The following is a 6,856-nucleotide window of genomic DNA, read 5'->3' as shown; positions in this document are numbered from 1 at the left end:
CCTTGTTCTCATGTTTTGTGGGTTTGGGGCCCCCGCCCCCCCACCCCTCAGCTGTCTTCTCAGGCGTCTTTTCAGGCCGAGGCCGGCGGATACAGCTGTTTGGGCAGCTGCGCTGCGGCCGCGCGGTCCAGCAGCCACAGGGTGCGGCTGCGGCCGTAGGCCCCGGCCGCAGGGGCCTGGATCTCACCCGCGCCCGACAGGGCGATGGCGACCGCGTTCGCCTTGTCCTCGCCCGCCGCCAGCAGCCACACCTCACGCGCCGCCCGGATCGCGGGGAGGGTGAGCGAAATGCGGGTGGGCGGCGGCTTCGGCGCGCCGTGCACGCCCACGACGGTCCGCTCCGTCTCCCGTACGCCCGGGTGCTCGGGGAAGAGAGAGGCGACATGGGTGTCCGGGCCGACGCCGAGCAGCAGCACATCGAACGTCGGCACCGGACCGTGGTCCTGGGGCCCCGCCGCCTTGGCGAGCTCGGCCGCATACCCCTCGGCCGCCGCGTCGGCGTCACCGCCGTACGGACCGTCGTAGGCAGGCATGGCGTGCACCCTGGACGGGTCGAGCGGCACGGCGTCGAGCAGCGCCTCGCGGGCCTGTGTGACGTTGCGCTCCGGGTCGCCCTCGGGAAGGAACCGTTCGTCGCCCCACCACAGATCCAGCCGCGACCAGTCCACCGCGTCGCGCGCGGGCGCCTCGTTGAGCGCCGCGAGCAGCGCATTGCCGTTGCGCCCGCCGGTGAGCACCACCGAGGCCGAGCCGCGCGCCGACTGGGCGTCGACGATCCTGGTGATCAGCCGGGCCGCCGCGGCCTTCGCCATCAGCTCCTTGTCGCGGTGCACCACGACCTGAGGTGCTGTCACTTCTTACTCTCCGCCGTGCGCTTCCGGGCCGGCTTGGGCGCCGCCGCCGATGCCGGATCCTGCCGGGGCTGATCCTGCTGCTGCCCGGACTCCTGCTCCTGCTCCGGCTCGGGCCGTTGCTCCGGCTTCGCCGCCTTGGCCCGCTCGCCCGTCATGATGCGTTCGACGCCGAACTGCACCGCCGACCTGTAGATCTCGTCCGGGTCCAGACGCCGCAGCTCCTCGGCGATCAGCTCCGAAGTCTCCCGTCGCTTCAGCGCCACATGCCGGTCCGGCTGGCCGGGCATGGCCAGCTCGGCGAGCGCACCGTCCGCCCGGTCCAGGCAGATCACGCCGTCGGCGGTGGTGAGCCGCACCGCGGTGAGCCCGGGCCCGTCCGAGACGGTGCGTTCCACCGGGACGTCCAGCCGGTCCGCAAGCCACATGGCGAGCAGCTCGGCGCTCGGGTTGTACGCCTCGCCCTCGACCACGGCACTGCTGATCTTCGAGTGCTTCTGGTCGAGCGCGGCCGCGAGCATGGAGCGCCACGGGGTTATGCGGGTCCAGGCCAGGTCGGTGTCGCCCGGGGTGTACGAGGCGGCCCGCAGGCCGAGCGCCGCGACCGGGTCCTCGGCGGCCGATGCGTCCGTGATCCTGCGCTGCCCGAGCCGGCCGAGCGGGTGCTGGGCGGGGTTGTCGGGGGCGTCGGCCGGCCACCAGACGACCACGGGGGCGTCCGGCAGCAGCAGCGGCAGCACCACCGACTCGGCGTGGTTGACCAGCTCGCCGTGGAGCCGGAGCAGTACCGTCTCGCCCGCGCTGGAGTCCGAGCCGACCAGCACCTCGGCGTCGAGCCGGGTCCTGGCGCGGTCGCGCGGGGTGCGGCCGGGCCGCTTGATGACGGCGAGGATCCGGGAGGGGTGCTCGCGGGAGGCATCGCTCGCGGCGCGCATGGCGTCGTAGGCGCTGCCCTCGTCGGTGACGATGACGAGGGTGAGCACCATGCCGATCGCCGGGGCGCCTATGGCGCGCCGGCCCTCGATGAGGGCGGAGTTGATGCGGGACGAGGTGGTCTCCGTCAGGTCGATCTTCATGGCCGGCGCCAGCTCCTACCGTCTCGTGCGAGCATCTCGTCCGCCTCTACCGGGCCCCAGGTCCCGGCCGCGTACTCGGCCGGCTTGCCGTTGCTCGCCCAGTACTCCTCGATCGGGTCGAGGATGTTCCAGGAGAGTTCGACCTCCTGGTGGCGCGGGAAGAGGTTGGCGTCGCCGAGCAGGACGTCGAGGATGAGGCGCTCGTACGCCTCGGGGCTGGACTCGGTGAAGGACTCGCCGTAAGCGAAGTCCATCGATACGTCCCGGACCTCCATCGAGGTGCCCGGTACCTTCGAACCGAACCGCACCGTGACGCCTTCGTCCGGCTGTACCCGGATGACCAGGGCGTTCTCCCCGAGCTCCTCGGTGGCGCCGGACTCGAACGGCAGATAAGGGGCGCGCTTGAAGACCACTGCGATCTCGGTGACCCGTCGTCCCAGCCGCTTGCCGGTGCGCAGGTAGAACGGCACCCCGGCCCAGCGGCGGTTGTTGATCGTCAGTCTGACCGCGGCGTAGGTGTCGGTCTTCGAGTCGGGACTGATGCCCTCCTCCTCGAGGTAGCCCAGCACCTCCTCGCCGCCCTGCCACGCGTGCGCGTACTGGCCGCGCACGGTGTGGGCGCCCAGGTCGTCCGGCAGCTGGACCGCGGCCAGAACCTTGAGCTTCTCGGTCACCAGCGCCTTGGGGTGGAAGGAGCCGGGCTCCTCCATCGCGGTGAGCGCCAGCAGCTGCAGCAGGTGGTTCTGGATGACGTCACGGGCGGCGCCGATGCCGTCGTAGTAGCCGGCCCGGCCGCCGATGCCGATGTCCTCGGCCATGGTGATCTGCACGTGGTCGACGTACGAGCGGTTCCACAACGGCTCGAACATGGTGTTGGCGAAGCGCAGCGCCAGGATGTTCTGGACGGTCTCCTTGCCCAGGTAGTGGTCGATCCGGAAGACCTGGTCGGGGGAGAAGACCTTGTGGACGACCTGGTTGAGCTCTTCCGCGCTCTTCAGGTCGTGGCCGAAGGGCTTCTCGATGACCGCGCGGCGCCAGGAGTCGCTCGGGCCCTCGGAGAGCCCGTGCTTCTTCAGCTGCTCTACGACGAGCGGGAAGAACTTCGGCGGCACGGAGAGGTAGAAGGCGAAGTTGCCGCCGGTACCGCGCGCCTTGTCCAGGTCCTCGATGGTGGTCCTGAGGGTCTCGAACGCCGCATCGTCGCCGAAGTCACCGGGGACGAACCGGAAGCCCTCGGCGAGCTGCGCCCAGACCTCCTCGCGGAACGGGGTCCGCGCGTGTTCCTTCACCGCGTCGTGTACGACCTGCGCGAAGTCCTCGTGCTCCCAGTCGCGGCGTGCGAAGCCGACGAGCGAAAAGCCCGGGGGCAGCAACCCGCGGTTGGCGAGGTCGTAAATCGCAGGCATCAGCTTCTTGCGCGACAGGTCGCCCGTGACGCCGAAAATGACCAGGCCGGACGGCCCCGCGATGCGCGGGAGCCGCCGGTCCAGGGCGTCACGCAGCGGATTGCTGCTTGTGGTCACTTCTGTCATGCCTCCGTGGGAGCGAGGCGCTTCAGCTCCGCCTCGGTGGACTGGAGCAGGTCGTTCCACGAGGTCGCGAACTTCTCCACGCCCTCGTCCTCCAGCACCTGAACCACATCGTCGTACGAGATGCCCACTGCGGCCAGTGCATCGAGCTCGGCCTTGGCCTGCTCGTAGGTGCCGTGGATGGTGTCACCGGTGATCTCGCCGTGGTCACCGGTCGCCTGCAGGGTCGCCTCCGGCATGGTGTTCACGGTGTTGGGGGCGACCAGCTCGGTGACGTAGAGCGTGTCGGGGTAGGCCGGGTCCTTGACGCCGGTCGAGGCCCACAGCGGGCGCTGCTTGTGCGCACCCGCCCTCTCGAGCTCCGCCCAGCGGTCGGAGGCGAAGACCTGCTCGTATGCCTGGTAGGCGAGGCGGGCGTTGGCCACCGCAGCCTTGCCGCGCAGGGCCTTGGCCTCGTCGCCGCCGATCTTGTCGAGGCGCTTGTCGACCTCGGTGTCCACGCGGGAGACGAAGAACGACGCGACGGAGCGGATCTTCGACAGGTCGAGACCGGCCGCCTTGGCCTTCTCCAGGCCGGTCATGTACGCGTCCATGACGGCGCGGTAGCGCTCCAGCGAGAAGATCAGCGTGACGTTGACGCTGATGCCCTTGCCGATCACCTCGGAGATGGCCGGCAGGCCCGCCTTGGTCGCCGGGATCTTGATGAAGGTGTTCGGCCGGTCCACCAGCCACGCCAGCTGCTTCGCTTCGGCGATCGTGGCGGTGGTGTTGTGGGCCAGGCGCGGATCCACCTCGATGGAGACCCGGCCGTCCTGGCCGTCGGTGGCGTCGAAGACGGGGCGCAGGATGTCGGCGGCGTCGCGCACGTCGGCCGTGGTGATCATGCGCAGCGCTTCTTCGACGGTCAGCTTGCGGGCGGCCAGGTCGGCGAGCTGCTGCTCGTACCCGTCGCCACCGGAGATCGCCTTCTGGAAGATCGTCGGGTTGGTGGTGACGCCGACGACATGGCTCTCGTCGATGAGTTCCGCAAGGTTGCCGGAGGTGATCCGGCGCCTGCTCAGGTCGTCGAGCCAGATCGCGACGCCTTCGTCGGAGAGGCGCTTGAGTGCGTCGGTCATGAGTAGTTGCATCTCCTCGGAGTCGGTATGGGCGTCAGCGGGTCACCGGGACGCCGCGGCGATGGAGTCGCGTGCGGCGGCGGCCACGGCCTCGGGGGTGAGGCCGAACTCGCGGTAGAGCACCTTGTAGTCGGCGGAGGCGCCGAAGTGCTCGAGCGAGACGATCCGGCCGCTGTCCCCGACGAAGCGGTGCCAGGTCAGGCCGACACCGGCCTCGACGGCGACGCGCGCCTTGACGTTCGGCGGCAGGACGTGATCGCGGTAGGCCTGGTCCTGCTCCTCGAACCACTCGATGCACGGCATCGAGACCACACGGGTGGGGATGCCGTCGGCCTGCAGCTCCTCCCGGGCCGCGACGGCCAGCTGAACCTCGGAGCCGGTGGCAACGATGATCACCTGCGGCTGGCCGCCCTCGGCCTCGAACAGCACATACCCACCCTTGGCCGCGTCATGATTCGGCTCGTAGGTCGGGACGTTCTGCCGGGTGAGGGCCAGGCCGTGCGGCGCCGGCTTGTCGGCATGGCGGCGCAGGATCTCCCGCCAGGCGACCGCGGTCTCGTTGGCGTCGGCGGGACGGACGACGTTCAGGCCCGGGATGGCGCGCAGCGCGGCGAGGTGTTCGACCGGCTGGTGGGTCGGGCCGTCCTCGCCCAGGCCGATGGAGTCGTGCGTCCACACGTAGGTGACGGGCAGCTTCATCAGCGCGGCGAGCCGGACGGCGGGGCGCATGTAGTCGGAGAAGACGAGGAAGGTGCCGCCGTAGACACGGGTGTTGCCGTGCAGCGCGATGCCGTTCATCGTCGAGCCCATGGCGTGCTCGCGGATGCCGAAGTGGATCGTGCGGCCGTACGGCGAGCCTGAAGGCAGCGGGTTGCCCTCCGGCAGGAAGGAGGAGTTCTTGTCGATGGTGGTGTTGTTGGAGCCCGCGAGGTCGGCGGAGCCGCCCCACAGCTCGGGCATCACCGCGCCGAGCGCCTTCAGCACCTCACCGGAGGCCTTGCGGGTCGCCACGTCCTTGCCGGCCTCGAAGACCGGAAGCGCCTTCTCCCAGCCGTCGGGCAGCTCGCCCTCGGCAATGCGGTCGAACTCGGCGGCGCGCTGCGGGTTGGCGGTGCGCCACTCCTGGAAGTGCTTGTCCCACTCGGCGTGCGCGGCGCGGCCGCGGTCGGCGACCTCGCGGGCGTGTGCCAGCACCGCGTCCTCGACCTCGAAGTGCTGCTCGGGGTCGAAGCCCAGCACCTTCTTGGTGGCGGCGACCTCGGCCGCACCCAGCGCCGAGCCGTGCGCGGCCTCGGTGTTCTGCGCGTTCGGGGCGGGCCAGGCGATGATCGTACGCGCGGCGATGATCGACGGGCGCTCGGTCTCGGCCTGCGCGGTCTTCAGCGCCGCGTACAGGGCGTGTACGTCGAAGTCCCCGTCCGGGGACTGCTCGATGCGCTGGACGTGCCAGCCGTAGGCCTCGTACCGCTTCAGCACGTCCTCGCTGAACGCGGTCTCGGTGTCGCCCTCGATCGAGATGTGGTTGTCGTCGTAGAGCGCGATCAGGTTGCCGAGCTTCTGGTGGCCGGCGAGCGAGGACGCCTCGGCGGAGATGCCCTCCTCCAGGTCGCCGTCGGAGACGATCGCCCAGATCGTGTGGTCGAAGACCGACTCGCCGGCAGGCGCCTCGGGGTCGAACAGGCCGCGCTCGTACCGGGCGGCCATGGCCATGCCCACGGCGTTGGCGATGCCCTGGCCGAGCGGGCCGGTCGTGGTCTCCACGCCGACGGTGTGGCCGTGTTCGGGGTGGCCGGGGGTGCGGCTGCCCCAGGTGCGGAAGGACTTCAGATCGTCAAGTTCGAGTCCGTACCCCGACAGGAACAGCTGGATGTAGAGGGTGAGGCTGGTGTGCCCGGGGGAGAGGACGAAGCGGTCGCGTCCGGTCCAGTCCGGGTCGGCCGGGTCGTGCCGCATCAGCTTCTGGAAGAGCAGGTAGGCCGCGGGCGCCAGGCTCATGGCCGTGCCAGGATGGCCGTTGCCGACCTTCTGAACGGAATCCATGGCCAGGACCCGGGCGGTGTCGACTGCGCGCTTGTCCAGATCGGTCCACTGGAGGTCGTCTGTGGTGGTCGGCTGCGTGCTCACCCTGAGTCAGGGCTCCTCTCCACATGTCTCACACACGTGTATGTGATGCCGGTCGATCGACTGCGGACCGGCCCCCGCCGCGACAGCGGCTGATGTCGCTTTGAGCCTACCCCGGTAGGGGGAGGGGCTCTGTCGGCCTCTCGTGCAACGGTCCGACG

5 protein-coding genes are annotated in these 6,856 nt (G+C 70.2%); all 5 read right to left on the bottom strand.

Going from position 1 to position 6,856, the window contains the following annotated elements; all coding sequences use genetic code 11:
• Positions 1–71: 71 nt before the first annotated feature.
• The 5 genes from pgl to tkt are packed head-to-tail and all read right to left on the bottom strand — an operon-like array spanning position 72 to position 6,698.
• Entirely contained in the window at positions 72–854 is a 783-nt protein-coding gene (gene pgl, locus NGB36_RS23435) for a 6-phosphogluconolactonase (RefSeq protein WP_255922408.1), read from the bottom strand.
• On the bottom strand, positions 851–1,927 hold the full coding sequence (opcA, locus tag NGB36_RS23430) for a glucose-6-phosphate dehydrogenase assembly protein OpcA (protein ID WP_255922407.1): 1,077 nt from the start codon (positions 1,925–1,927) through the stop codon (positions 851–853). Before opcA ends, pgl begins: the two co-directional genes overlap by 4 nt.
• A complete protein-coding gene (zwf, locus tag NGB36_RS23425; protein WP_255922406.1) occupies positions 1,924–3,459 on the bottom strand; it encodes a glucose-6-phosphate dehydrogenase in 1,536 nt (511 codons plus the stop codon). The genes opcA and zwf overlap by 4 nt, the downstream gene beginning before the upstream one ends.
• Positions 3,456–4,574, bottom strand: a complete 1,119-nt coding sequence (gene tal, locus NGB36_RS23420) for a transaldolase (protein ID WP_255922405.1) — start codon at positions 4,572–4,574, stop codon at positions 3,456–3,458. Before tal ends, zwf begins: the two co-directional genes overlap by 4 nt.
• A gap of 42 nt (positions 4,575–4,616) precedes the next feature.
• Entirely contained in the window at positions 4,617–6,698 is a 2,082-nt protein-coding gene (tkt, locus tag NGB36_RS23415; RefSeq protein ID WP_255922404.1) for a transketolase, read from the bottom strand.
• Between the last annotated feature and the right edge of the window lie 158 nt (positions 6,699–6,856).

The sequence above is a fragment of the Streptomyces humicola genome, assembly GCF_024436035.1.
GTDB classification, from domain to species: domain Bacteria; phylum Actinomycetota; class Actinomycetes; order Streptomycetales; family Streptomycetaceae; genus Streptantibioticus_B; species Streptantibioticus_B humicola.
The sequence above is the reverse complement of the archived record's forward strand: the minus strand, read 5'-3'. Positions and strand labels throughout refer to the sequence as shown.

Bases quoted from the DNA above. Each gene is read 5' to 3' on its own strand.
- zwf (WP_255922406.1), bottom strand. From the start codon at position 3,459: ATGACAGAAGTGACCACAAGCAGCAATCCGCTGCGTGACGCCCTGGAC.
- tal (WP_255922405.1), bottom strand. From the start codon at position 4,574: ATGACCGACGCACTCAAGCGCCTCTCCGACGAAGGCGTCGCGATCTGG.
- opcA (WP_255922407.1), bottom strand. From the start codon at position 1,927: ATGAAGATCGACCTGACGGAGACCACCTCGTCCCGCATCAACTCCGCC.